Origin of the sequence: Citrobacter sp. RHBSTW-01044, from assembly GCF_013781945.1 — a bacterium.
GTDB lineage: Bacteria > Pseudomonadota > Gammaproteobacteria > Enterobacterales > Enterobacteriaceae > Citrobacter > Citrobacter braakii.
This window is the reverse complement of the sequence record NZ_CP056180.1, coordinates 4,670,365-4,695,463: the sequence shown is the minus strand read 5'-3', so window position 1 is coordinate 4,695,463 and position 25,099 is coordinate 4,670,365. Positions and strand designations below refer to the sequence as shown.

Sequence of the window (25,099 nt, the reverse complement as noted above, 5' to 3'; positions counted from 1 at the left end):
AAACCTTTCAGAACGTAACGTAGCGAATCTTTATATGACTGAAAGGGATTGGTTATGAAGCTAAAAATGCTTGCTGTCGGTGTTCTGGTATCTTTACCGCTCTGGGCGAGTGCCAAAGATGTCACGATTATTTATACCAACGATCTCCATGCCCATGTCGAACCTTATAAAGTGCCATGGATTGCCAATGGCACACGAGATATTGGCGGTTGGGCCAATATCTCGGCGATGGTGAAGCAGGAGAAAGCGAAAAATAGCGCCACCTGGTTTTTGGATGCTGGCGACTATTTCACCGGGCCATATATCAGCAGCCTGACCAAGGGGAAGGCGATTATCGATATCATGAACACCATGAATTTTGACGCTGTCACCATGGGTAATCATGAATTCGATCACGGTTGGGACAATACGCTGCTGCAACTGAGCCAGGCAAAGTTTCCGATCGTGCAGGGCAACATCTTTTACCAAAACAGCAGCAAAATGTTCTGGGATAAGCCTTACACCATTATTGAAAAAGATGGCGTAAAGATAGGCGTGATTGGCCTGCACGGCGTGTTTGCTTTTGATGATACGGTTTCCGCTGCGACACGTGTCGGGATCGAGGCGCGGGATGAAGTGAAGTGGTTGCAACGCTATATCGATGAGCTGAAAGGCAAAGTCGATCTCACCGTGGCGCTGATCCATGAAGGCACGCCAGCGCGTCAGTCCAGTCTGGGGGGCACCGATGTACGCCGTGCGCTGGATAAAGACATCCAGACCGCAGGCCAGGTGCAGGGGTTGGACATCCTGATCACCGGTCATGCGCATGTGGGCACGCCGGAGCCGATTAAAGTAGGTAACACCCTGATTCTGTCTACCGACAGCGGCGGCATTGATGTGGGTAAACTGGTGCTGGATTACCAGCAAAAACCGCATCAATTTACCGTGAAGAACTTCGAGCTGAAAACCATTTTTGCTGATGAGTGGCAGCCAGACCCGCAGACGAAACAGGTCATTGATGGCTGGAATAAAAAGCTCGATAAAGTGGTGCAGCAGACGGTTGCCAACGCGCCGGTTGAGCTGACGCGTGCTTACGGTGAATCTTCTTCGCTGGGAAATCTGGCGGCAGATGCGTTGCTGGTTGCGGCGGGTAAAGATACCCAGTTAGCGCTCACTAACTCGGGCGGCATCCGGAATGAAATCCCTGCTGGAGTCATCACCATGGGCGCAGTCATTAGCACCTTCCCGTTCCCGAATGAGCTGGCAACCATGGATCTCACCGGGAAGCAGTTACGTAGCCTGATGGAGCACGGCGCGGGTTTAAGCAACGGTGTATTGCAGGTGTCCAAAGGACTGGAGATGAAGTATGACAGCAGTAAACCGGTTGGTCAGCGGGTTAGCGTATTGACGTTAAACGGCAAACCCATTGAGGATGCCACGGTTTATCACATTGCCACCAATAGCTTCCTGGCTGACGGCGGTGATGGTTTCACGACATTTACTGAAGGTAAAGCGCGTAACACATCCGGCGGTTACTATGTCTCTAATGCGGTCGTGGATTATTTCAAAGCGGGAAATACGCTGACGGATGAACAACTCAAAGGCATGCGTGTGGAAGATGTGAAACCGTAGTGAGGTCAGGCCAGCAGATATTCCGCTGGCCTTTGTTTTAACCTCTGTGGGAGGCAAACACCTCTTTTGCAGCGAACAGGCCGTTGAGTGCTGCCGGGAATCCCGCATAAACAGCCATCTGCATCATCACTTCAATAATCTCTTCCTGCGTTAAGCCAACGTGCAGCGCGGCGGCGATGTGTACCTTAAGCTGCGGTGCGGCGTTACCCATGGCGGTGAGCGCGGCGACGGTGGCAATTTCTCTACTGCGTAATTCCAGCCCCGGCCTTGAATAGATGTCGCCAAAAGGAAATTCAATCAGGTATTGGGCGAAGTCTGGCGCAATATCCTGCAGACTTTCGACTACCGCATCTCCGCCTTTTCCATCAACCTGTTGCAGCATTCTCTGACCGGTTAAATAGCGTTCTGAATCCATGATAATCACCTCGTGAGTTAGTGTATGGCATGAGGATAGAGCGTGCGGAATGATTGGGGTAATACCGTTTCCGTGATACCTTTTCGGTATGACAACTTCGCCTTTGCACTCTCTGGATATCCGCCTCCTACGCTATTTTTCCGTGGTGGCGGAAGAGAACAACATGAGTCGAGCGGCGCTGCGTTTATTTATGTCGCAGCCGCCGCTGAGTCGCCACATTCGCCAGCTTGAAGAGCGCCTGGGGGTGACGCTTTTTGTCCGTCATACCCGTGGACTTACGCTGACGGAGGACGGCCAGCGCGTACTTGAAATCGTGCGCCCGCTATTGGCGCTACAGGATAAAACCTGGGCGGCGTTGAGTCAGATAGCGAAAACGGGAGAGCAATCTCTGCGCTTAGGGCTAAGTACAGCGTTTGAGCAGGGTGTTTTTGCGGCGCTTGAGTCGCAGCTTGCTACGCGTGTACAGAAGCTACATATTGTCCGTCATGGTTCGCCTGAACTGGCGCGTCAGGTGCGTCGGGGAAAACTGGATGCAGCGCTGGTGGCGCTACCGCTTGAGAATTCGGGTCTTAGCGTCACGCCGCACGGCTGGCAAGAATCGATGATCGCCGCCTTACCCGCGCTCTGGCCAGAGGCGGCTCTGCCTTCGCTCTCGTTAACGTCGCTGAACCACCGACCGCTGTTCTGGTTCAAACGTGAACGTAACCCTGCTTTTTTTGATTACACTCGACACATTTTTCGTCGTGCCGGTTACTCTCCTGCACTTATTGAGGAGCCGATGGAACATGACGTGCTGCTGGCACGGATCGCGCAGGGTGACGGTCTGAGCCTGGTTCCGGCCTCCTTTTACGCTATCCAGCGTCAGGGCGTGATCTTCCTTCCGCTTACTGATACAGAATTGCGGCTTAGCATGGGGTTAGCGACGTTGCCTGAGAACGTAACAAAAGTAGAGTGGCTACAGACGGTCGTGACGCAATCCCTCACCATTTCAAGCTGATGTGAATTTTTTTCACGTTGGCTGAGTATTCCTCACCTTTAACGATGATTTTTGTGTTGACGCCAGCATGCTTTTCCGTCATTTTTACATCTAGACGTCTAAACGTATAGCAGTTCACAACACAACATATAACGACAAAAGATTGATGAGGTAAGGTATGAGCTTTTTTCACGCCAACCAGCGGGAAGCCCTGAATCAGAGCCTGGCAGAAGTGCAGGGTCAGATTAACGTTTCGTTTGAGTTTTTCCCGCCGCGCACCAGTGAAATGGAGCAAACCCTGTGGAACTCCATCGATCGCCTGAGCAGCCTGAAGCCGAAGTTTGTTTCAGTTACTTACGGAGCAAACTCTGGTGAGCGCGACCGTACGCACAGCATTATTAAAGGCATTAAGGATCGCACAGGTCTTGAAGCGGTCCCGCACCTGACATGCATTGATGCGACCCGCGATGAGCTGCGTACCATTGCTCAGGACTACTGGCATAACGGTATTCGTCATATTGTTGCCCTGCGCGGCGACCTGCCGCCGGGAAGCGGTAAACCGGATATGTATGCTTCCGACCTGGTGACTCTGCTGAAAGACGTTGCAGACTTCGATATCTCCGTTGCGGCTTACCCGGAAGTGCACCCGGAAGCCAAAAGCGCTCAGGCGGATTTGCTGAACCTGAAGCGTAAGGTTGATGCCGGTGCAAACCGCGCGATCACCCAGTTTTTCTTCGATGTAGAAAGCTATCTGCGCTTTCGCGATCGCTGCGTGTCTGCGGGAATCGATGTGGAAATTATTCCGGGCATCCTGCCGGTATCTAACTTTAAGCAGGCGAAAAAATTTGCTGACATGACCAACGTCCGCATTCCTGCGTGGATGTCGACCATGTTTGATGGTCTTGATGATGACGCGGAAACCCGCAAGCTGGTGGGCGCAAATATCGCCATGGATATGGTGAAAATTCTCAGTCGCGAAGGGGTGAAGGATTTTCACTTCTATACCCTCAACCGTGCCGAGATGAGCTACGCTATTTGTCACACACTGGGTGTAAGACCTAACTAAACAGATGCCCCAGCCCTCTACGGAGGGCTTTTTGTTGATCATTTTGATCTACATCTCTGTAACTTAAAATATAAAAGGAATTAGCTATCGAATCTGTGGGTTATTTCGACTATATCTTATCTCTGGTGGTGTATATCGTAGTCAGAACACTGTAAAGGGAGCATATAGATGAGCATGTCCGACGATAGCCAAAACGCATCAACTGCCGGTAAGTGTCCTTTTCATCAAGGCGGTCACGATCAGAGCGCGGGAGCAGGAACGAATAACCGCGACTGGTGGCCAAATCAACTCCGCGTTGATCTTTTAAACCAACATTCCAACCGTTCGAACCCGCTGGGTGAGGACTTCGACTACCGCAAAGAGTTTAGTAAACTCGACTATTCTGCCCTGAAAGGGGATCTCAGAGCCCTTCTGTCCGAATCTCAACCGTGGTGGCCCGCTGACTGGGGAACCTATGCCGGATTGTTTATCCGCATGGCATGGCACGGCGCGGGAACCTATCGCTCTATCGATGGACGCGGTGGAGCGGGTCGCGGACAGCAGCGTTTTGCACCACTGAACTCCTGGCCGGACAACGTCAGCCTTGATAAAGCACGTCGTCTGCTGTGGCCAATCAAGCAGAAATATGGTCAGAAAATTTCCTGGGCCGACCTGTTTATCCTCGCGGGTAACGTGGCGCTGGAAAACTCAGGTTTCCGTACCTTTGGCTTTGGTGCCGGTCGTGAAGATGTCTGGGAACCGGATCTCGACGTAAACTGGGGTGATGAAAAAGCCTGGCTGACTCACCGTCACCCGGAAGAGCTGGCAAAAGCGCCGCTGGGCGCCACCGAAATGGGCCTTATTTATGTGAACCCGGAAGGGCCGGACCATAGCGGCGAACCGCTTTCTGCGGCAGCGGCTATTCGCGCGACCTTCGGTAACATGGGGATGAACGACGAAGAAACCGTGGCGCTGATTGGCGGCGGTCATACGTTGGGCAAAACCCACGGCGCAGCAGCGGCATCGCACGTTGGCGCCGATCCAGAATCCGCACCGATTGAAGCGCAGGGCCTGGGCTGGGCCAGCAGCTACGGTAGTGGCGCGGGCGCGGATGCAATTACTTCTGGTCTGGAAGTGGTGTGGACGCAGACGCCTACCCAATGGAGCAACTATTTCTTCGAGAACCTGTTCAAATATGAGTGGGTGCAGACTCGCAGTCCGGCAGGCGCGATTCAGTTTGAAGCGGTTGACGCGCCAGAAATTATTCCCGATCCGTTTGATCCGTCGAAAAAACGCAAGCCGACGATGCTGGTTACCGACCTGACGCTGCGTTTCGATCCTGAGTTCGAGAAGATCTCTCGCCGTTTCCTGAACGATCCGCAAGCGTTCAACGAAGCGTTTGCCCGTGCGTGGTTTAAACTGACGCACCGCGATATGGGGCCAAAATCGCGTTACATTGGACCGGAAGTGCCAAAAGAAGATCTGATCTGGCAAGACCCGCTGCCGCATGCGTTCTTCAACCCAAGCGAAGAAGATATCCTGAAGCTGAAGGCGACCATCGCTGCTTCCGGACTGTCCGTGGGCGAACTGGTATCGGTAGCGTGGGCTTCGGCATCGACTTTCCGTGGCGGGGATAAACGTGGCGGCGCTAACGGTGCGCGTCTGGCGCTGGACCCACAACGCGGCTGGGATGTGAATGCCACCGCGGCACGCGTTCTGCCTGTGCTGGAAGGTATTTATAAGTCTGCCCATACTGCCTCGTTGGCCGATATTATCGTGCTGGCCGGTGTTGTCGGTATCGAGCAGGCGGCTAGCGCTGCGGGTGTCAGCATCAAGGTACCTTTTGCGCCGGGTCGTGTGGATGCGCGTCAGGATCAAACGGATATTGAGATGTTTGAACTGCTTGAGCCGATTGCCGATGGTTTCCGTAACTACCGCGCTCGTCCTGACGTGTCGACCACCGAGTCGCTGCTGATCGACAAAGCGCAGCAGTTGACGCTAACCGCACCGGAAATGACCGTGCTGGTGGGCGGTATGCGCGTACTGGGCACCAACTTTGATGGTAGCCAGCACGGCGTCTTTACCGATCGCCCTGGCGTACTCAGCACTGACTTCTTCGTCAATCTGCTGGATATGCGTCATGAATGGAAGGCGGTTGATGAGTCACAAGAGCTGTTTGAAGGTCGTGACCGTTCGAGCGGCGAAGTAAAATACACCGCAACTCGCGCCGATCTGGTGTTTGGTTCTAACTCTGTACTGCGCGCAGTGGCTGAAGTTTATGCCTGCAGCGATGCTCACGAGAAGTTCGTGAGAGATTTCGTTGCCGCATGGGTGAAAGTGATGAACCTGGATCGTTTCGATCTGCTGTAACAGACCATGCCGGATGTCGCTTGCGCGGGTCCGGCATAGTATGAACAAAAAATCCCCGCAATTGCGGGGATTTTTATTGGTCGGTTATTCCCACTCTTGCAGGTAACGTTGACCGTACTGGTCAGCCACCAGCAGGGCGGCATACACCTGGTCCGGCGTTGCGCCGCCAGGCATGTTGTGGATGGTTTCGCCTTCGGCACAGGCAGCTTCAGCCACAATGCGCATTTTCGCCGGAATATCCTGTTTGATGTCCAGTTGCGCCAGGGTAATCGGCAGGCCAACGGAATGACACAGCGCCGCAACGGTTTCAATTTCATCGACCGGCGCGTTTTCCAGGACCAGTTGCGTCAGCGTGCCGAAAGCCACTTTCTCGCCGTGGTAATAGTGATGCGCATCCGGGATTGCCGTCAGACCGTTATGGATGGCGTGCGCCGCCGCCAGACCGCCGCTTTCAAAACCGACGCCGCTCAGATAGGTGTTGGCTTCAATAACGCGCTCCAGCGCAGGCGTTACCACGTGCTGCTCGGCAGCCAGCATCGCTTTTTCACCTTCTTCTATCAGCGTATTAAAGCACAGCTCAGCCAGCGCCAGCGCTGCCTGAGTGCACTGACCGCCCGCCATGGTGGTTGCGCCGCTGCGTGAACAGGCGCGCGCTTCGAACCAGGTCGCCAACGCATCGCCGATGCCCGCGGCTAACAGACGCGCCGGTGCGCCCGCGACAATTTTGGTATCAACAATGACCCTGTCCGGGTTATTGGGCAGCAGCAAATAGCGATCGAATTCACCGGCATCGGTGTAAATAACGGACAGCGCGCTGCACGGTGCATCGGTAGAGGCGATGGTTGGCGCAATGGCGACAGGCACGCCCATAAAGTGCGCCAGCGCTTTGGCGGTATCCAGCGTTTTACCGCCGCCAATACCAAGTACTGCGCCACATTGCGCTTTTTCTGCCACGCCGCGCAGACGGTCGATTTCGTTTTGTGAACACTCGCCGCCAAACGGTGCAATCTCCAGCGCCAGTCCGGCATCCTGGAAACTTTTTTCCAGTGCGCCCTGGGCAAAGCCTAAGACAAACTTGTCCCCAACGACCAGCCAGCGCTCTGCCAGTGGTTTGAGGTAGTTGCCAAGACGGGTAATAACATCGGCACCCTGGATGTACTTACCAGGTGATTGAATAATGCGATCCATACTTTATTTCCCTCACAGGTTGATGTGACCAAATGTATTGTTCCAGTCATGTTCAAACTTCTCTATTGCTGACTCTACCGCAGGGGTATTGAGCATTTGTTGCGCTACGTCTAATGGCAGGGTGATTGCTTCGCATCCTGCCAGTAAGCAATCCAGCGCCTGACGAGGGGTTTTAAAGCTGGCTGCCAGTACCATGCTGTTTGGTGCATGCAATTCCAGTAACGTTTGCAGTTCTTGTACCGTGCGAATTCCGTCGCCGCCCTGCGCGTCAATACGGTTAACGTAAGGTGCGATATATTTCGCCCCCGCCAGCGCTGCCAGCAGCCCCTGAGAGGCACTGTACACGGCGGTTCCCAGCGTGGTGATACCCTCTTTTTTCAGCATCTTGATCGCGGCCAGACCTTCGGATGTCACCGGGATTTTTACCACCAGACCGGGGACCGCGTTGCTCAGACGTTTGGCTTCCTCCACCATGCCTTGTGCGTCTCGGCTCATGGTTTGGGCAAACAGAATGCCCTCTTCGCCAATGGCGTTTTGCAGGCGCGGCAGCACATCCCAGATGGATTCTTTGCTTGCTGCCACAATGCTTGGGTTGGTGGTGACACCCGCGATAGGGAAGATGCGTGCCAGACGTTCGACTTCCGCGACGTTGGCAGTATCAAGGTAAAGTTCCATACAAAAACACCCTCTTTAAAGTTCAAGTTCATGTTGCAGCAGGCTGGCGATAGCGTCGGCAGAGGCGGCGTTAACCAGCGCGTTACGGAATTCTTCATGCATAATGCGCCGTGCCAGACGCGAGAAAATACGCATATGCTGGTCGCCAGCGGCGTGTTTGTTGAGCGTCAGCATAATAATGAACTGCGCATCATCATCACCCCAACGTACCGGCGCTTGCAGGCGCGCTACGCTGATAGTGGACTGCTCAATATGTTCTGATTTGCTGTGTGGAATGGCGAAGCTAAAACCTAATCCGGTAGAGAAGACCGCTTCGCGCGCCCACAGATCGGCTTCCAGTTTACGCGGATAGCGGCAACGACCTGCCAGCAGGAGGTTGTCGGTCATCCCTTTGATGACCTCCTCTTTACTACGCCAGTCGCTATCCAGCGTGATGCACTCGGCGGTAACCAGAGGGGTATCCTGTTGGGTCATACGGAACTGAGCCAGCAGATGTTCGACCTCCAGCGACGTTCGACACGCCATTGCTTGATTCAGCAACTGACGGCAGGCGCGGCTGTCAAGTTGCGCCATCCGCGCTTTGGCGGCGGGAATGGAGGGAGCGCTCATGCTGATCTCGTCCAGACCCAGTCCCACAAGCAGCGGTAGTACTGAACCTTTAGCGCCAAGTTCGCCGCACAGGCCAATCCATTTCCCCTGACGATGTACCGCCTGTACGGCGTAATCCAGTGCGCGCAAGAAGGCTGGATTCAGGCTGTTGTAATGGCGGGTAACTTTGGCGTTGTCGCGGTCGACCGCCAGCAGGTATTGCGTCAGGTCATTACTGCCAATACTAAAGAAATCAATTTCTTCGCAGCATTGATCGATGATGAACATCACCGACGGAACCTCCAGCATGATACCGAGCGGGATCTTCTCATCAAACGGGATGTGTTCAGTACGCAGTTGCTGTTTAGCTTCGGCCAGCTTCTCTTTGACCCACAGGATCTCTTCCATAGAGGAGATCATTGGGATCATGATTTTCAGGCTACCGTGCGCTGATGCGCGCAGGATCGATCGCAGTTGTGTGGAAAACAAAGCGGCGTATTCTTCATAGATACGCACCGCGCGATAACCGAGGAACGGGTTGGCTTCGGCAGGAATATTCAGGTAATCAACGGGTTTATCACCGCCGATATCCATGGTGCGCACAATGATGCTGCGTCCCTGCGCGGGCTCCAGCGCCTGGCAGAAAATGTTGTATAGCTCGTTCTCATCCGGGGCGCAGGTACGGTCCATATACAGCATTTCCGTGCGGAACAGGCCAACCGCTTCCGCACCGTTGCCAAAGGCTGCTTGCGCTTCCACGGAATGGGCGATGTTGGCGGCGACTTCCATGCGGATGCCATCACCCGTGCGCGCCTCCTGGGTCAGCCAGATACGTTGTTGTTCTCGAATGGCATCCTGGATACGGGCTTCCTGCTGGTAGTAACGTACGACGGATTCATCAGGGGCAACAATGACCGCTCCTGCGTTACCATCGATATAAACCGTTTGCTGCAGCCATGGCATTAAGGATTCAATATCCACGCCAACCAGCGTAGGAATGTTGAATGACCGGGCGAGAATCACCGTGTGTGAAGTGGTACCGCCGCTTTTTAACAGCAAGCCTTTCAGCAATGTTTTGTCCAGTTCGAGGAACTGGCTCGGTGTGAGCTCGTCCGCCATACAGACCGTAGGCTGGCTTAGTTTTCCTGGCGCAGGGAAACGCTGCTCTCCATAAATTTGCTGCAGAAGCTGGAAGCAGACATCGCGCACATCCAGCGCACGTTCCTGTAAATAACTGCTGCTGGAGCGGGCGAATTCATCACAAAAATGTCCGGCACTTTCGACAATCGCCTGGGCGCAGCTTAACCCGCGAGATACTCCAGCGAGCAAGTGCTGACGCAGTGAGAGGTCGCTTGCCAGCGAGCGGTGTGCTTCCAGAATCGCACTGGTTGCGCCGTCGCTGTCGAGTAACCGAAACGCAATATTCTTCATCAGCAGCGTTAAGCCGTTATCCAGTGCCGCCTGCTCGGTTTCAATATCTTTAGCGGATGGGAGATTGTTAAGGGCGTTGAGATCCAGCGAAGAGAGCAGACTCAGTACGCCTCCCGCACTGCCGCTGCAGACGGTGCGAGCGCGAAAAAGCTGTGGGTTTAGATTGGTGAGGGATGCAGGAAGTGGCTCCAGCTCGTTGCTTTTGGCTTCCGCTAGCGGTGCATCGCAGTGTGGAAATTCATTACGTAACCATTGGGTTAAATGCTGGTGGGCTGCCTGTTCATCTGCACCGGAAATCAGCAACTGGCAGCTATCACCCGCCAGAGTATCGGTGCCAATCAGTGCCAATGCGCTCTTGGCGTTACCCCTACGTTCGGTACGCAGGTTGTGCCACTCAATGTGCGAAGTAAAGGTGTTGCACTGCGTTTCTATGTGACTTGCCGGGCGCGCATGTACGCCATTGGGCAGCTCACAGGTAAATTCCACAATCAGGGCCATAGCCTCATCTCCCATAACGATTTCTCGCTACAGGATAAAAGGGCAACGCCTGAACCTGCCATCTGACAAATCTGCCAAAAACTGGATAAATGTAATGTAACCATCAAAGTGAGATATCCCTCACAAGTCAGCATGTCCTCTATAAATTCCGAGAAACTACAAGTTATGAGGCGGATCGCATTTTTGCGCTGACATTACAAAAGTCCAGCAAATGGCCTTTTTATCCACTGTTTGCGCCGCGTCGGATTGCCTATTGTTTTCCGCAACAAGTTTATGGATATGGGCTTTAGGCAGCCTGGGAGCGACTTATGAAAGAGTTGGTACAAATCCTGAAAAATACCCGTCAGCACCTGATGACAGGTGTTTCGCATATGATCCCCTTCGTAGTCGCGGGTGGAATTTTGCTGGCGGTCTCCGTCATGTTGTATGGCAAGGGCGCGGTACCGGATGCGGCGACCGATCCTAATCTCAAGAAACTGTTTGATATTGGCGTCGCAGGGCTGACGTTGATGGTGCCATTCCTTGCCGCTTACATTGGTTATTCCATTGCTGAACGTTCTGCTCTCGCCCCTTGTGCGATTGGCGCATGGGTGGGAAACAGCTTCGGCGCAGGTTTTTTCGGCGCGCTAATTGCCGGGATTATTGGCGGTATCGTCGTCCATTATCTGAAGAAGATCCCCGTACATAAGGTGTTGCGATCGGTAATGCCTATCTTCGTTATTCCTATTGTCGGCACCTTTATCACCGCAGGCATCATGATGTGGGGCCTGGGAGAACCCGTTGGCGCGTTAACCACTAGCCTGACCGAGTGGCTGCAGGGTATGCAGCAGGGCAGCATCGTGCTGCTGGCGGTAATTATGGGACTGATGTTGGCCTTCGATATGGGTGGGCCGATTAACAAAGTTGCCTACGCCTTCATGCTGATTTGCGTGGCGCAGGGTGTTTATACCGTGGTGGCAATCGCCGCGGTAGGGATCTGCGTGCCGCCGCTGGGCTTAGGTTTGGCGACGCTGATTGGTCGTAAGAATTTCTCTTCTGAAGAACGTGAAGCCGGTAAAGCCGCGCTGGTGATGGGCTGCGTTGGCGTAACGGAAGGCGCAATTCCTTTTGCTGCCGCCGATCCGCTGCGCGTTATCCCATCCATTATGGTGGGTTCGGCCTGCGGCACGGTAACCGCCGCGCTGTTTGGTGCGCAGTGTTATGCCGGCTGGGGCGGGCTGATTGTTCTGCCGGTCGTGGAAGGAAAATTGGGTTATATCGCGGCGGTTGCCGTAGGGGCTGTAGTGACCGCAGTGTGCGTTAACGTACTGAAAAGTCTGGCGCGGAAAAAAGTGTCTCAGGTCGACCAGAAAGAAGACGACCTGGATTTAGATTTTGAAATGAATTAAGTGAGGAATGAGTCATGACCAAGATTATCGCAGTAACTGCATGTCCTTCTGGCGTTGCCCACACCTATATGGCCGCCGAAGCGCTGGAAAGCGCCGCTAAAGCCAAGGGGTGGGAAGTAAAGGTTGAGACTCAGGGGTCGATCGGTCTGGAAAACGAACTGACCGCGGCGGATGTGGCAGAAGCCGACATGGTGATTCTGACCAAAGACATTGGTATTAAGTTTGAAGAGCGTTTTGCGGGCAAAACTATCGTTCGTGTCAACATCAGCGATGCAGTGAAACGTGCCGACGCCATCATGAACAAGATTGGCGCACACCTTGCGCAAACCGCATAACGGTTTGTTTGCCGGAGGGGGGGGCGACTTATCCGGCCTACTGATACGTAGGCCAGATAACCACAGCGCCATCTGGCATCAGTTTTTCTACAGGAGTTCCTCATGACTAACCGTATCCAACGTTTAAAAAACGCTCTGTTTCAGAATAACCGCGAAATTTCGCTTGAGCGTGCGCTGCTATATACCGCCAGCCACCAGCAGACGGAGGGAGAGCCGGTTATTCTGCGGCGGGCGAAAGCCACCGCATATATTCTTGAGCACGTTGAAATATCGATTCGTGATGAGGAACTGATAGCCGGGAACCGTACCGTTAAACCGCGGGCGGGCATAATGTCACCGGAAATGGATCCTTACTGGCTGCTCAACGAGCTGGAGCAGTTTCCAACCCGTCCGCAGGACCGTTTTGACATCAGCGAAGAGGATAAACATCTCTATCGCGATGTGCTGTATCCGTACTGGGAAAAGCGGTCGATGAAAGATTTCATCAACGGTCAGATGACCGATGAGGTAAAAGCCGCTGTCCGTACGCAGATTTTTAGCGTTAACCAGACGGATAAAGGTCAGGGGCATATCATTATTGATTATCCACGCCTGTTGAATCTCGGGCTTGGCGAACTGGTAGCGCAGATGCGGGCGCATTGTCTGCAGCAGCCGGATAACCACTTTTATCAGGCTGCTCTGTTGCTGCTTGAGGCTTCGCAAAGCCACATTCTGCGTTACGCCCTGCTGGCAGAACAAATGGCGGAAAACTGCCCGGATGCGCAGCGACGTCAGGAATTGCTGACGATTGCGGAAAACTCCCGGCATAACGCCCAGCATAAGCCGCAAACCTTCTGGCAAGCATGTCAGCTGTTCTGGTACATGAACATTATTTTGCAATATGAGTCCAACGCCAGTTCGCTCTCACTCGGACGCTTCGACCAGTATATGCTGCCGTTTTATCAGACCTCGCTGACGCAGGGGGAAGATCCTGCATTCTTAAAAGAAATCCTCGAATCGCTATGGGTGAAATGCAATGACATTGTACTGCTGCGATCCACCAGCAGCGCGCGCTATTTCGCTGGCTTCCCAACGGGTTACACCGCACTGCTTGGGGGATTAACGGAGAATGGTCGTAGTGCGGTAAACGTACTGTCGTTTCTCTGTCTTGATGCTTATCAGAGCGTACAACTGCCGCAACCAAATCTCGGTGTGCGCACGAACGCGTTGATCGATACGCCGTTCCTGATGAAAACGGCACAGACCATTCGCCTCGGGACCGGCATCCCGCAAATCTTTAATGATGAAGTGGTGGTGCCCGCATTTCTTAACCGTGGCGTCTCGCTGGAAGATGCGCGAGATTACGCGGTAGTCGGCTGTGTCGAGCTGTCTATTCCAGGCAGAACATACGGTTTGCACGACATCGCCATGTTTAATCTGCTGAAAGTAATGGAAATCTGCCTGCATGAGAACGAAGGCAATCGCGCGCTGACGTACGAAGACCTGTTGAAGCATATTCGTGCCAAAATCAGCCACTACATTACGTTGATGGTCGAAGGCAGTAATATCTGCGATATCGGTCATCGCGACTGGGCGCCGGTGCCGCTGCTCTCCTCGTTTATTAGCGATTGTCTGGATAAAGGGTGTGATATTACCGACGGCGGCGCGCGTTATAACTTCTCCGGCGTACAGGGAATCGGCATTGCGAACCTGAGCGATTCGCTGCATGCGCTCAATGGACTGGTATTTGAACAACAGCGCTTAACTTTTGACGAACTTTTGTCGGTGCTAAAAGACAACTTTGCTACCCCGGAAGGCGAGAAAATTCGCGCCAGGCTGATTAACCGCTTCGAAAAATACGGCAACGATATTGATGATGTAGATAACATCAGCGCCGAACTGCTGCGTCATTACTGCAAAGAGGTAGAGAAATACCAGAATCCACGCGGCGGGCAATTTACGCCGGGTTCATATACTGTCTCTGCGCACGTGCCGCTGGGTTCGGTCGTCGGAGCGACACCAGATGGTCGCTTCGCCGGGGAACAGTTGGCGGACGGAGGGCTGTCGCCGATGCTGGGGCAGGATATGCAAGGGCCGACGGCGGTATTGAAATCGGTCAGCAAGCTGGATAACACATTGCTTTCCAATGGGACTTTGCTGAACGTGAAGTTTACGCCAGCCACACTGGAAGGTGAGGCTGGTTTACGCAAGCTGGCGGATTTTCTGCGGGCATTTACCCAGCTCAAGCTCCAGCACATCCAGTTTAACGTGGTGAATGCCGACACATTGCGAGAGGCGCAGCAGCGCCCACAGGATTTCGCCGGGCTGGTGGTGCGCGTGGCGGGTTACAGCGCCTTCTTTGTCGAGCTGTCGAAGGAGATCCAGGATGACATCATTCGCCGCACCGCGCATCAGCTGTGAGGTTATTGACCCACGTGGCGAGGACGTCGCGCGTATATTTAATATTCAGCGTTACTCACTGAATGATGGACAAGGTATTCGTACGGTAGTCTTTTTTAAAGGTTGTCCGCATACCTGCCCGTGGTGCGCCAACCCTGAATCTCTCTCCCCACGTATTGAAACAGTACGGCGGGAGAGTAAATGCCTGCACTGTACACCCTGCCTACGTGATGCTGATGAGTGTCCCTCCGGTGCGTTTGAACGTATCGGTCGTGATATCTCGCTGGACGAGCTGGAACGTGAAGTGATGAAAGATGATATTTTCTTTCGCACCTCTGGCGGGGGGGTGACGCTTTCCGGTGGTGAAGTGCTGATGCAAGCGCCCTTTGCCGTACGATTCCTGCAACGTCTGCGGCGCTGGGATGTTCGCTGCGCGATTGAAACAGCTGGCGATGCGCCAGCCAGTCGTTTGTTATCGCTGGCAAGAGAGTGCGATGAGGTGCTGTTTGACCTCAAAATTATGGATGTCCATTTGGCGCGTGAGACCATTAATATGAACCTGCCGCGCGTGCTGGCGAATTTACGACTAATGGTCGCTGAAGGGGTTAATATCATACCTCGCCTGCCGCTGATTCCGGGCTTTACGATGAATGTAGAGAACACGCAGCAGGCGTTGACGCTGTTGTCATCATTAGGCATAAAGCAGGTACACCTGCTACCGTTTCATCAATATGGCGAACCGAAATACAACCTGCTCGGATTACCCTGGTCGATGAAAGAAGTGCCCGTCCCGTCGGCGCAAGAGATAGGTTTTATACGTAAGATGGCAGAATGCGCCGGATTTCAGGTAACAGTAGGAGGATAGTATGGCCATCGCACCTGTACGATATCTGGTTGCTGTCACCGCGTGCGTAAGCGGCGTGGCCCATACTTATATGGCCGCTGAACGGCTGGAGAAACTCTGCCAGCAGGAGAAATGGAGCATCAAGATTGAAACTCAGGGCGCGTTGGGTACCGAAAATCGCCTGACGGAAGAGGATATTAACCGTGCTGATGCGGTGTTGCTCATTACCGATATTGAACTGGCAGGAGCAGAGCGATTTACGCAGAGCCGATACGTCCAGTCGGGCATTAGCGCATTTCTGCGTGAGCCGCAGCGGGTGATGAGCGCCGTGCGAAAGCTGCTTTCTGCACCACAGCACACACATCTTACTTTGGATTAGCTTTTATCTCCGTCAGTTGGCTGTGGTATTGCCGACGATATTCTGACGGCGAACGTTCGGTATTTTTGCGAAACAGGCGGCAGAAATAGTTGCTGTCAACAAACCCACAGGTGTGCGCCACTTCTTTGATCTTCAGTTCATAACCCTTCAGCAGCGTTTTCGCGTGTTCCAGTCGCGTGTGATTCAGGTATTCGTTAAACCCGATAGCGCCCGTTTTTTGAAACAGGTGGGAGAGGTAATTGGGTGAGATGTAAAACGCCTGCGCGACGGATTCTCGGGTGAGCGGCGAAGCGTAGCGTTCATCAATATAGTCGCGAATGGCTTCGAAAAGCGCCTGACTGCGTGATGCGGTCTGGATCTGGCTGCCCAGCAGATCGCGGCAGTGGCTCAGTAAGCTCGCAACGATTAGCCTGGCGGTTTGTTGCTCCTGCGGTTGCATCTGCATTTCATTGAGCGTTTGCAGCAGGAAAGAGCCAATTCGTGGCCCACGCCGCGCGACGTGCTGGCGGGTAAGATTTTGATACTGCTTGCCGTCCCACTGGACGATGCTGAAACCCAGTTGCTGTTTGCCGAACAGAATGCTGAGCGTGGTGACCGGTTTGAGCCATTGCGGAAAGTTCCAGCCGCCAGCCGGAACGAATAGCACATCACAAGGCAGTAACGTCGCGGATGCGCCAGCAACACCGTTATCGGTGAACTCACCTTCCAGCACAATTTCCAGCCGGGGAAAATCGACCTGATACGCCAGCTCCGGCGTTGAACTACTGCTGCTGGCAAAATAAACCTGGCGCAGCGGCGTGGGGCCGTTAATCAGGCGGGAGAGAAGATGGCTGACGTCGTGATACATGTTAATCCCTTGCAGGCAGCAGACAGGGGAAACAGTAACCGTCATCATAAAAAAAGGCCACTCTTTAAGAGTGGCCGATACGAGTATTACTGATTACCGATTTGATCGCCGTACGGCAGGCTATCGTAATCAATCAGGGCATTCTTTTTGTACGGATTGCCAATCCAGCGGGTCGTCTCTTTGAACTGCGGGCTGGTAATGGATCGGGTCGGATCGAAACCGTCGTAGGTGAATCCCGCTAAATCAGACCAGGTGTGGATAAGCTCTGAGCTGCTGTATTTACGATTCACATCCTGTGAGAAGTCGCGCGGGTGTGCAGCCTGCCATTTTTCAGAGGTCCACAGCAGGAACGGTACCGTATACATATGGCGCGTCGGGTTGTCTTCATTACGACCCTGCGTTTTATGCGGTGGCGTATCGTATACCTCCTCCCCGTGATCGGAGAAGTAGAGCAGGAAGCCGTTCGGATCGGTCGCTTTATAGTCTTTTATCAGACTCGCAATGATATGGTCATTGTAGACATTCGCGCTGTCGTAATCGTTGTATGCTTCCAGCTCATCATCATCCAGGCCGGGGGGAACGTTGTCGACATTGTTATCGAATTTACCCTGACCATCCGGATAGCGGAATTTGTACTTAATATGCGTACCCAGCAGGTGCACGATGATGAACTTTTTCGGTGCCGGGTCGGCCAGTACTTCTTTAAATGGCGCCAGCACATTGCTGTCATATTCGCGCGCACTTTGCGTACGCTGCTGATTCATATAGAACTGCTTATCCGTCTGCTTAGAGAACACGGTCAGCATGGTGTTGCGAGCCGTCATCGTCTGCTGATTGGTGATCCAGAAGGTTTTATAACCTGCCTGTTTCATCATATTCATCAGAGACGGTTGAGTCAGGTACAGGTCCGGATTCTTCTCATTGGCGAAGGTCAGCGCCTGTTGCAGGATTTCAATGGTGTACGGACGTGAGGTCACGACATTATTGAATACGGTGAAGTTAGGATCGGATTTATGCAATGCATCCAGTTCTGGCGTCGTTTCGCGCGGGTAACCATACAGGCTCATGCGACCACGCTGCGTTGACTCGCCAATGACCAGCACCAGCGTACGTGGGGCATCGCCGGAGTTATCTTTGAAGTTAGCCAGCGGCGGCAGGGCATTGTTCTCATTCAGCAGGCTATTGAGTGAGGTCAACTGCTGACGGTACTGATAATACCCGGAGATGAATTGCCACGGTGCGGCGGGCTCCATACGTGAGGCGAGGCCATTCAACGTTTTTTCAAACGGCTTGTGTTTGATGAAGGTGTTAACGGCTATCGGATGCAGAATCAAACCGTATAACAACGCAAACGACACCAGATAGCGCCAGGGCGATGGAATATGAACAGGGCGCAGACGCGTCCACAGCAGAATAGCGATAGCCGTATAGGCCAGGGCGATAAGAACAATTTTTAGGCTGAAATACTGGCTGAGATATTCGCTGGCTTCGTTCGCATTGGTTTCAAACATCACATACAGAACGCTTTGCGAGAACTCTTGTCCGTAGATGACGTAATAGCTCAGAGCAGCCAGCGAGGCCGCCCATAGCACCATGCCAATGACGGCAGCAATAATACGGATACGGTTTGGAAATAAAAATACCGGGATCAACCACAGCGAACTGAATAGCAAGGAGTCGCGTAATCCATTAGTTCCGCTATATCCGGTTAAACAAATAACGACCTGGAGTAAAGTGGAAAAAAACCAAAAATAGAGGAGCGCCCAACCCAGGGCTTTCCAGCTAAATTTAGGTTTAGACTGGAGTTGTAAGGATTGCATAATGTGAGCCTGTCTTTAATCGTAGCGCCAAGAGTAGCGACTTAATATTAAGAGGAACTTAAGCATCACGATCTTAGGATCGTGTTTTGCTGTTGATATATTCACAATGTGAATATATTCAGGCGGGAATATATTGAAAAAGAAGCGGTTATGACAGCAGTTTTTGTTGTCGCCTTCGTACAATAGCACGAAGGCGACGAGGGGGGACGTTAGCCTGTATTACGCATGCCGGCTGCGACACCAGCGATTGTCACCATCAGCGCTTGTTCAACGCGCGGATCCGGTGCATTGCCTTGCTCTTCTGCCAGGCGTGAGCGGTGTAACAGCTCAGCCTGTAAGACATTCAGCGGGTCAGTATAAATATTTCTTAACTGAATGGACTCGGCAATCCACGGCAGGTCGGCCATCAAATGTGAGTCGTTGGCAATCGCCAGCACGACATCGATATCGGCTTCCAGGCGCTGACGCAGCTCTTCACCCAGCGGCCACAGCTCTTTTTTGACCAGGCGCTGATCGTAGTATTCTGCCAGCCACAGGTCTGCTTTGGCGAAAACCATTTCCAGCATGCCAAGACGTGTGGAGAAGAATGGCCAGTCGCGGCACATTGCTTCGAGTTCGCTTTGCTTACCGTCTTCAACCACTTTTTGCAGTGCGGTGCCTGCACCCAGCCACGCCGGGAGCATCAGGCGGTTCTGCGTCCAGGCAAAGATCCACGGAATGGCGCGCAGAGACTCTACCCCGCCGGTTGGGCGACGTTTTGCCGGACGTGAACCGAGCGGTAATTTACCCAGTTCCTGCTCTGGCGTTGCGGAGCGGAAGTAAGGGACGAAGTCTTTGTTTTCACGCACATATCCACGATAGAGCTCACAGGAAATATCGGAAAGCTCATCCATGATATGACGCCAGTTATCTTTCGGCTCTGGCGGCGGTAACAGGTTGGCTTCCAGAATTGCTGCGGTATACAGCGACAGGCTGCTGATGGTCACTTCCGGCAGGCCGTACTTAAAGCGGATCATCTCCCCTTGTTCTGTCACGCGCAGACCGCCTTTCAGGCTGCCGGGTGGTTGAGAGAGCAGCGCCGCATGCGCAGGCGCGCCACCGCGACCAATGGAGCCACCGCGACCGTGGAACAGCGTCAGTTCGATACCGGCTTTTTCGCAGGTTTTGATCAACGCGTCCTGCGCCTGATATTGCGCCCAGGAGGCCGCCATCACGCCTGCATCTTTTGCGGAGTCAGAGTAGCCAATCATGACCATCTGTTTGCCCTGAATAAAGCCACGGTACCAGTCAATGTTCAGGAGCTGAGACATGACGTCATCGGCGTTGTTGAGGTCGTCCAGCGTTTCAAACAGCGGGGCAACCGGCATAGCAAAACCGATACCGGCTTCTTTCAGTAGCAGATGTACGGCCAGTACATCCGATGGTGTTTTCGCCATTGAGATAACATAGGCGGCAATGGAGCCATACGGGGCTTCGGCAATGACCCGGCAGGTGTCGAGCACTTCGCGGGTGTCGTTGCTCGGCTCCCAGTTACGTGGGAGCAGCGGACGCTTGGAGTTCAGCTCGCGGATCAGGAAAGCCTGTTTATCCGCTTCCGACCAGTTTTCGTAGTCGCCAATGCCCAGATAACGGGTCAGTTCGCCAAGGGCTTCAGTGTGACGGGTGCTTTCCTGACGAATATCAATACGTACCAGCGGTACGCCGAAACATTTCACGCGGCGTAGGGTGTCGAGCAATTCGCCATTGGCGATAATGCCCATGCCACAGGCCTGCAGAGACTGATAGCACGCATATAGCGGGTCCCAGAGCTGTTCATTTTGGGTGAGAAGTCCCGCAGGTTTCGGCAATTTCTCGCCTTTCAGACGGGCTTCCAGCCAGGCCTGGGTTGCCATCAGACGTGAACGCAGGGTTTTCATCAGATAACGGTAAGGTTCTGCTGCGCCTTCTTCGCCCACCAGCGCCAACAGTTCCGGTGTAGCATCCACCATCGACAGCTCAGAAATCAGAAACTGAATGTCTTTCAGGAACAGATCGGTCGCTTTCCAGCGGCTGAGTAGCAGCACGTGACGGGTGATATCCGCCGTTACGTTCGGGTTGCCATCGCGGTCGCCGCCCATCCAGGAGGTAAAGCGAACCGGGACAAAATCAACGGGCAGCTTATAGCCCAGATGCTCTTCCAGTTGTTCGTTCAGCTCGCGCAGATAATTTGGTACGCCTTCCCACAGGCTATTTTCAACCACCGCGAAGCCCCATTTGGCTTCATCAACCGGGCTTGGGCGCAGCTTGCGGATTTCATCCGTATGCCAGGACTGGGCAATCAACTGGCGCAGACGGCGCATCAGCTGATGGCGCTCGTAATCGACGAGGTCTTTGTTATCAAGTTGCTTGAGACAGGCGTTCACTTCACCCATTTTATGGATCAGCGTACGGCGGGTGATCTCGGTCGGGTGGGCAGTGAGAACCAGCTCCAGGGAGAGAGATTCGACGGCTTTTTTGATGGTGGCTTCATCGAGGTTGGGCTGCTCTTTCAGTTTACGCAGAGTGCGAGCAATCACTTCCGGGTTGCTGGCTGCTTCGCCTTTTGGCGAAATGCTGTGGTACTGCTCGGCGGTGTTGGCCAGGTTCAGAAACTGGCTAAACGCGCGGGCAACCGGCAGCAGCTCGTCGTTAGACAGGTTTTGCAGCGTAGTGAGCAGCTCCTGGCGATTGACTTCATTGCCGGCGCGGGATGATTTGGACAACTTACGGATTGTTTCTACGCGGTCAAGAATGTTCTCTCCCAGCGCATCCTTGATGGTCTCCCCCAGCACTTTGCCGAGCATACTGACATTACTACGCAACGCGGAATATTGTTCGTTCATATTAACCCAGACACCCCATCTTTAATTTATGCGTCCTGTATCTTTCGCGCGACATCGGCGTTGGCTGCGCTTGCCCACCCGGTCACTTACTTATGTAAGCTCCTGGTATGAGCTCGCTTGCCGCCTTGCTGTGACACGAAATCTCTCGGACTTTGTTTGTTAGCCGTCTTTTATAAAGCCACGTAAAAGTCGTGACGTCAATTGCTGCGAAATCGGTTCAGCAAACGAAAAAATGACGGGAATTTACGTTATTTAATTCACATCGAATCAAATAAGCCTTGCTTATGGAAATGTTAATAAATTACCTCGCTTACCACTAAAGGGTTAGCGAGGCGATAAGCGATTAATGCCAGCAGAAATGATGCACAACCTGGGTGATCAATTCGCGGGTTGGCTTAATAAAACGAGTTTCCAGATACTCATCCGGCTGATGCGCCTGATTAATGGAGCCAGGCCCTAACACCAGCGTCGGGCAAAGCGTCTGGATAAACGGCGCTTCGGTGCAGTAGTTCACCACCTCAGTCTGTGCGCCCAGCAGTTTCTCAACCACTTGTACCAGTTGATGATCCGGTGGGCACTCATAGCCTGGAATTGGCGGATGCAGCTCCGACACCGTCAGGCGACCCGGCCAGCGCTCGCTGACCGGGGCCAGCGCGTCGTTAAGTAAGCCATTGAGATCGTTAAGCGTCATGCCGGGCAGTGGGCGAATATCCATATGCAGCTCGCAGCAGGCGCAGATTCGGTTAGCAGCGTCGCCGCCGTGGATGTGACCCAAATTTAACGTCGGATACGGGACGGTAAAAGCATCATGGTGATAGCGCTCTTTCAGGTCATCGCGCAGATTCATGATATGACCGATGGCATCATGCATCAGTTCAATGGCATTCACGCCACGAGCCGGATCGCTCGAGTGACCCGATTGTCCCAAAATGCGAATCGCATTAGAGATATGACCTTTGTGCGCGCGGACAGGTTGCAAAGAAGTGGGTTCGCCAATGATCGCGCAGTCCGGGCGTAAAGCGGTGGTTTCAGAGAAATAACGCGCTCCCGCCATGCTGGTCTCTTCATCGGCAGTGGCCAGAATGTACAGGGGCTTTTTCAGTTGAGTGACGTCGACGTCACGCAGCGCGTCGAGGATAAAGGCGAAGAAGCCTTTCATATCCGCCGTACCCAGACCGTAGAGCTTATTGTCATGCTCGGTCAGGGTGAACGGATCGCGCGTCCAGCGTCCGTCGTCAAAGGGGACGGTATCGGTATGGCCCGCCAACAACAAACCACCGGCTCCCTGTCCAATGCTTGCCAGCATATTGAATTTATTGCGCGTGTCGGGAACCGGCTGGACCTCCACATTAAAGCCTAAATCTTTGAACCAGCCCGCCAGCAGAGTGATTAAACCTGCATTACTTTGGTCGAGCGCTTCTTCGGTGGCGCTAATCGACGGCATGGCAATCAGAGCGCGGTATATCTCGATAAATGGCGGTAAATTGTTTTTCATTGTTGACACACCTCGGGTCATGATAGTATCAATATTCATGCAGTATTTGTGAATAAAAATACATTAACGTTGAGCGTAATAAAACCCACCAAGTGTAAGGTGAGGTGATAAAGGCTTATATCTGGCAACAGAATCTAAGAAGGTGAGCAGCCCCGATGTTGAATACGCTGATTGTGGGCGCCAGTGGCTATGCCGGCGCAGAGCTTGTGACCTATGTAAATCGCCATCCTGATATGACCATAACCGCTTTGACCGTCTCAGCGCAAAGCAATGATGCAGGAAAATTAATCTCCGATTTGCATCCGCAGTTGAAAGGCATTGTCGATTTACCGTTACAGCCAATGTCAGATATCAGCGAGTTTAGCGCAGGGGTGGACGTTGTGTTCCTCGCAACGGCGCATGAGGTGAGCCATGACCTGGCTCCGCAGTTTTTGCAGGCCGGATGCGTGGTGTTTGACCTCTCGGGCGCGTTTCGCGTAAACGACGGCGCGTTCTATGAAAAATATTACGGCTTTACCCATCAGCATCCCGACCTGCTGGAGCAGGCGGTTTATGGACTGGCGGAGTGGAGCGCAGACCAACTGAAAGACGCGAATCTGATTGCCGTGCCGGGTTGCTACCCGACGGCGGCACAGCTGTCGCTGAAACCACTGATTGATGCCGGGCTGCTGGATCTCAGCCAGTGGCCGGTAATTAACGCCACCAGCGGCGTGAGCGGCGCGGGACGTAAGGCGGCTATTTCCAACAGCTTTTGTGAGGTGAGCCTGCAGCCGTATGGCGTGTTTACCCATCGCCATCAGCCGGAAATCGCTACTCACCTTGGTGCGGAGGTGATCTTCACCCCGCATCTGGGCAACTTCCCGCGCGGAATTCTGGAAACCATCACCTGCCGTTTGCAAGCGGGCGTAACCCATGCGCAGGTGGCTCAAACGTTGCAACAGGCGTATGGCGATAAGCCACTGGTGCGTCTGTATGACAAAGGCGTTCCGGCGCTGAAGAACGTGGTTGGCTTACCGTTCTGTGATATCGGGTTTGCCGTACAGGGTGAGCACCTGATCGTGGTGGCAACTGAAGACAACTTATTGAAAGGCGCGGCGGCACAGGCGATGCAGTGCGCAAATATTCGTTTTGGCTTTGCTGAAACGCAGTCTCTTATTTAAGGGTGCAACGATGAATCCATTAATTATCAAGCTGGGCGGCGTTTTACTGGATAGCGAAGAGGCGCTGGAGCGTCTGTTTACCGCACTGGTGAATTATCGTGAGTCGCACCAGCGACCGCTGGTCATTGTGCACGGTGGCGGCTGCGTGGTTGACGATCTTATGAAGCAGCTGAACCTGCCGGTGAAAAAGAAAAATGGTCTGCGCGTCACGCCAGCCGATCAAATTGACATTATTACCGGTGCCCTGGCGGGAACAGCGAATAAAACCTTACTGGCCTGGGCGAAAAAGCACCACATCGCATCCGTGGGTCTGTATCTTGGTGATGGCGATAGCGTAAAAGTGACGCCGCTCGATAAAGCGCTGGGTCATGTTGGACTGGCGCAGCCGGGTTCGCCTAAGCTGATTAACACACTGCTGGAAGGCGGTTTTCTGCCGGTAGTTAGCTCCATTGGCGTTACTGAAGACGGACTGCTGATGAACGTTAATGCCGATCAGGCGGCAACGGCGCTGGCGGCAACGCTGGGTGCGGATCTGATCCTGCTCTCTGACGTAAGCGGTATTCTGGATGGTAAAGGCCAGCGTATTGCCGAAATGACCGCCGCGAAAGCGGAACAACTGATTGAACAAGGTATTATTACTGACGGCATGATCGTGAAGGTCAATGCGGCGCTGGATGCCGCGCGCACGCTGGGCCGTCCTGTGGATATTGCCTCCTGGCGTCATGCCGAGCAACTGCCGGCGCTGTTTAACGGCATGCCAATTGGCACGCGGATTTTAGCGTAAACTATTTTGT

The 25,099-nt window shown here is 53.5% G+C and carries 19 protein-coding genes; 11 read left to right on the top strand and 8 right to left on the bottom strand.

Annotated features, from left to right (window positions below; translation table 11 throughout):
• Nucleotides 1-54: 54 nt before the first annotated feature.
• Nucleotides 55-1,611 (top strand): bifunctional UDP-sugar hydrolase/5'-nucleotidase, encoded by a 1,557-nt coding sequence (locus HV352_RS22390; RefSeq protein WP_137351777.1) that lies wholly within the window; start codon nucleotides 55-57, stop codon nucleotides 1,609-1,611.
• A 37-nt stretch (nucleotides 1,612-1,648) separates the two neighbouring features.
• Here HV352_RS22390 and HV352_RS22385 read toward each other — a convergent pair whose 3' ends face one another.
• Complete coding sequence (locus HV352_RS22385; protein WP_181635091.1) at nucleotides 1,649-2,026, bottom strand: carboxymuconolactone decarboxylase family protein; 378 nt, start codon at nucleotides 2,024-2,026, stop codon at nucleotides 1,649-1,651.
• 88 nt (nucleotides 2,027-2,114) lie between these two features.
• Here HV352_RS22385 and HV352_RS22380 point away from each other — a divergent pair, with 88 nt between their 5' ends.
• The 3 genes from HV352_RS22380 (at nucleotide 2,115) to katG (ending at nucleotide 6,417) form a co-directional block, all read left to right on the top strand.
• On the top strand, nucleotides 2,115-3,023 hold the full coding sequence (locus tag HV352_RS22380; protein WP_181635090.1) for a LysR family transcriptional regulator: 909 nt from the start codon (nucleotides 2,115-2,117) through the stop codon (nucleotides 3,021-3,023).
• Nucleotides 3,024-3,180: 157 nt separating this feature from the next.
• Nucleotides 3,181-4,068, top strand: coding sequence for a methylenetetrahydrofolate reductase (gene metF / locus HV352_RS22375; protein WP_016155273.1), 888 nt, complete (start codon nucleotides 3,181-3,183; stop codon nucleotides 4,066-4,068).
• Between the two features lie 168 nt (nucleotides 4,069-4,236).
• Complete coding sequence (katG, locus tag HV352_RS22370; protein WP_016155274.1) at nucleotides 4,237-6,417, top strand: catalase/peroxidase HPI; 2,181 nt, start codon at nucleotides 4,237-4,239, stop codon at nucleotides 6,415-6,417.
• An 84-nt stretch (nucleotides 6,418-6,501) separates the two neighbouring features.
• Here katG and HV352_RS22365 read toward each other — a convergent pair whose 3' ends face one another.
• Genes HV352_RS22365 through ptsP form a run of 3 tightly spaced genes read right to left on the bottom strand, consistent with a single transcriptional unit; the run spans nucleotide 6,502 to nucleotide 10,797 of the window.
• The gene (locus HV352_RS22365) at nucleotides 6,502-7,605 is read right to left on the bottom strand and encodes a glycerol dehydrogenase (protein ID WP_016155275.1); all 1,104 of its coding nucleotides are present in this window, start codon (nucleotides 7,603-7,605) and stop codon (nucleotides 6,502-6,504) included.
• 12 nt (nucleotides 7,606-7,617) lie between these two features.
• Nucleotides 7,618-8,280 (bottom strand): fructose-6-phosphate aldolase, encoded by a 663-nt coding sequence (fsa, locus tag HV352_RS22360; RefSeq protein WP_016155276.1) that lies wholly within the window; start codon nucleotides 8,278-8,280, stop codon nucleotides 7,618-7,620.
• A gap of 15 nt (nucleotides 8,281-8,295) precedes the next feature.
• Complete coding sequence (gene ptsP / locus HV352_RS22355) at nucleotides 8,296-10,797, bottom strand: phosphoenolpyruvate--protein phosphotransferase (RefSeq protein WP_181635490.1); 2,502 nt, start codon at nucleotides 10,795-10,797, stop codon at nucleotides 8,296-8,298.
• A gap of 308 nt (nucleotides 10,798-11,105) precedes the next feature.
• Here ptsP and HV352_RS22350 point away from each other — a divergent pair, with 308 nt between their 5' ends.
• From HV352_RS22350 to HV352_RS22330, 5 genes are all read left to right on the top strand, one after another.
• Nucleotides 11,106-12,185, top strand: coding sequence for a PTS fructose transporter subunit EIIC (locus HV352_RS22350; protein WP_003825153.1), 1,080 nt, complete (start codon nucleotides 11,106-11,108; stop codon nucleotides 12,183-12,185).
• A 14-nt stretch (nucleotides 12,186-12,199) separates the two neighbouring features.
• Complete coding sequence (locus HV352_RS22345; RefSeq protein ID WP_016155279.1) at nucleotides 12,200-12,520, top strand: PTS fructose-like transporter subunit IIB; 321 nt, start codon at nucleotides 12,200-12,202, stop codon at nucleotides 12,518-12,520.
• Between the two features lie 102 nt (nucleotides 12,521-12,622).
• Nucleotides 12,623-14,920 carry a formate C-acetyltransferase gene (locus HV352_RS22340; protein ID WP_075848797.1) on the top strand — a complete coding sequence of 766 codons (2,298 nt, stop codon included), beginning with the start codon at nucleotides 12,623-12,625 and terminating at the stop codon, nucleotides 14,918-14,920.
• A complete protein-coding gene (locus HV352_RS22335) occupies nucleotides 14,886-15,764 on the top strand; it encodes a [formate-C-acetyltransferase]-activating enzyme (protein WP_075848799.1) in 879 nt (292 codons plus the stop codon). The genes HV352_RS22340 and HV352_RS22335 overlap by 35 nt, the downstream gene beginning before the upstream one ends.
• A 1-nt stretch (nucleotide 15,765) precedes the next feature.
• Nucleotides 15,766-16,122, top strand: a complete 357-nt coding sequence (locus HV352_RS22330; RefSeq protein ID WP_016155282.1) for a PTS fructose-like transporter subunit IIB — start codon at nucleotides 15,766-15,768, stop codon at nucleotides 16,120-16,122.
• Here the strand turns inward: HV352_RS22330 and HV352_RS22325 are convergent.
• The 4 genes from HV352_RS22325 to argE form a co-directional block, all read right to left on the bottom strand.
• Complete coding sequence (locus HV352_RS22325) at nucleotides 16,109-16,969, bottom strand: AraC family transcriptional regulator (protein ID WP_137367549.1); 861 nt, start codon at nucleotides 16,967-16,969, stop codon at nucleotides 16,109-16,111. The genes HV352_RS22330 and HV352_RS22325 overlap by 14 nt on opposite strands.
• Before the next feature lie 86 nt (nucleotides 16,970-17,055).
• Complete coding sequence (locus HV352_RS22320; protein WP_019077898.1) at nucleotides 17,056-18,789, bottom strand: phosphoethanolamine transferase CptA; 1,734 nt, start codon at nucleotides 18,787-18,789, stop codon at nucleotides 17,056-17,058.
• 209 nt (nucleotides 18,790-18,998) lie between these two features.
• Nucleotides 18,999-21,650, bottom strand: a complete 2,652-nt coding sequence (ppc, locus tag HV352_RS22315; protein ID WP_016157932.1) for a phosphoenolpyruvate carboxylase — start codon at nucleotides 21,648-21,650, stop codon at nucleotides 18,999-19,001.
• A 343-nt stretch (nucleotides 21,651-21,993) separates the two neighbouring features.
• Nucleotides 21,994-23,145, bottom strand: a complete 1,152-nt coding sequence (argE, locus tag HV352_RS22310) for an acetylornithine deacetylase (protein ID WP_016155286.1) — start codon at nucleotides 23,143-23,145, stop codon at nucleotides 21,994-21,996.
• 155 nt (nucleotides 23,146-23,300) lie between these two features.
• Here argE and argC point away from each other — a divergent pair, with 155 nt between their 5' ends.
• Complete coding sequence (gene argC, locus HV352_RS22305) at nucleotides 23,301-24,305, top strand: N-acetyl-gamma-glutamyl-phosphate reductase (RefSeq protein ID WP_016155287.1); 1,005 nt, start codon at nucleotides 23,301-23,303, stop codon at nucleotides 24,303-24,305.
• A 10-nt stretch (nucleotides 24,306-24,315) separates the two neighbouring features.
• Nucleotides 24,316-25,089, top strand: a complete 774-nt coding sequence (gene argB, locus HV352_RS22300; protein ID WP_016155288.1) for an acetylglutamate kinase — start codon at nucleotides 24,316-24,318, stop codon at nucleotides 25,087-25,089.
• The last annotated feature ends 10 nt before the right edge of the window (nucleotides 25,090-25,099 follow it).